Raw genomic sequence first — 1,472 nt, 5'->3', positions numbered from 1 at the left:
CATCCGGGTCGATGTTATTAACAGGGTCACTTTCGGCATACAGGTAGCGGTTAGTGAATGGACTTGAAATAGACATTTTTCTGTCCATAAACATCCTCCAAACGGAAAAAGCCAAAAAATGACTGTCCAACCAAAAGTGATTCCATTTAATTGGATAATATTTTACAATTAGACATTTACGACAGAGACAGTTTGTGTTTTAAGGAAAAGCTTTTTCTTCTATTCTTCGGATCCAGATGTATACCAGCTTCCACAGTGCCGCATTTCTAGTTGAGGAAGAATATCAGGCAAAAAACAATCAACGCAAGAAAGACTTGCTTTTTGGCCTATTCGCTCTGTCCATAATACTTTTGTTGTTGAGATGTTGTTTAACTATTATATGGGTGGTTAACCCACCTCTTAGACAATAAATTTGTCATTATCTTGTAGTAATTCATCTAGCACTAAACTATCTCCCCCAAAAACCCCGAAGTCTTCACTTCGAGGCTAAGAAGATAAGATTAAATTAAAATCAGCCTGAAGACTAGGTCTTCAAAATCAATATCACCAATACCACTGCTACACCTGAAAAGGAAGATACCCTCACCTTCCTGTTCCACTATTATTCCTGCATTTCCAATCCAAGCATCAACCCTATCATCAGTATATTGCCATATATTCCATAAATTAATTTGCCCAATTTCTTTTTTAGGAAAGCATTTGAAAATAAAAGTTGATGGTGCAGTATTTTTCCAAAAAACGGGCGAATTTATTTTTTGTTTATTAACTTCTATATACCCTTTTCTTTTGTCCAGAGAAAATTCAATGCCTTGTCTATAATCATTCTTACTTCTAATAAATTCAATTTTGATATCTTGACCTGTTTTAACTTCTAGCCTTTGTGACATTACCACTAGGCTACCATTAATATTTATTGCCTCACCCTTATTTTTCATAAACATTTCTGATAAACTCATTTTTTTGAGCACTCCCTTAATAACCAGGTCTTCTAAATGGGTCAACTTTTGCATGGTCCTGTGGCCATCTTGGAACAAAGTCTTTTCCGCCATCTCGTTTTGGAATAGGTTCATGACTTAACTCCATTGATTCCACTCCACCCTTATCTGGGTTAAATCTTTGTGGAGCATTTCCTTTTTTCATCCTAGCCGCATTTTCTACACCATATTTTCCTACTACATCAGTGCTAGCCGCTTCATTTTTCCAAAATCTTGATCTCACTGTGTTCCAAGCAGGTTCGTTTCCTTTTGACGTTGGCTTATAGACATCGTCACCTACTTTCCACCCTTTAGAAGCATTTCCCGCACCCTTATTACCAGCAAACTTCTGCAAATCCAGCCTTACCAGTGACTTTTGTTTAGGCGGATCGAGGCTGTCTAAGTTTCCTGCGCTATTTGGATTTCCTGCCCGCTTCTCTATCCTCGTTTAGGTTTGCCTTCTCGGCTGCTGTGCTCGCTTGGCCACTTTCGGCTTTG

Annotated in this window: 2 protein-coding genes; both read right to left on the bottom strand. The window is 38.2% G+C overall.

Annotation, left to right across the window (positions count from 1 at the left end):
• Positions 1-500 precede the first annotated feature (500 nt).
• A complete protein-coding gene (locus BQ5796_RS17145) occupies positions 501-956 on the bottom strand; it encodes a hypothetical protein (protein WP_141769950.1) in 456 nt (151 codons plus the stop codon).
• Positions 957-972: 16 nt separating this feature from the next.
• Positions 973-1,329 carry a hypothetical protein gene (locus tag BQ5796_RS17140; protein WP_071461033.1) on the bottom strand — a complete coding sequence of 119 codons (357 nt, stop codon included), beginning with the start codon at positions 1,327-1,329 and terminating at the stop codon, positions 973-975.
• Positions 1,330-1,472: the final 143 nt, after the last annotated feature.

Origin of the sequence: Bacillus massilinigeriensis (genome assembly GCF_900111815.1) — a bacterium.
Taxonomy (GTDB): Bacteria; Bacillota; Bacilli; order Bacillales; family Cytobacillaceae; genus Mesobacillus_C; species Mesobacillus_C mediterraneensis.
This window is presented reverse-complemented; position numbering and strand designations above follow the sequence as displayed.

What these genes read in the sequence shown, in the direction of transcription:
- BQ5796_RS17145 (WP_141769950.1), bottom strand. Translation starts at nt 956, where the DNA reads ATGAGTTTATCAGAAATGTTTATGAAAAATAAGGGTGAGGCAATAAAT.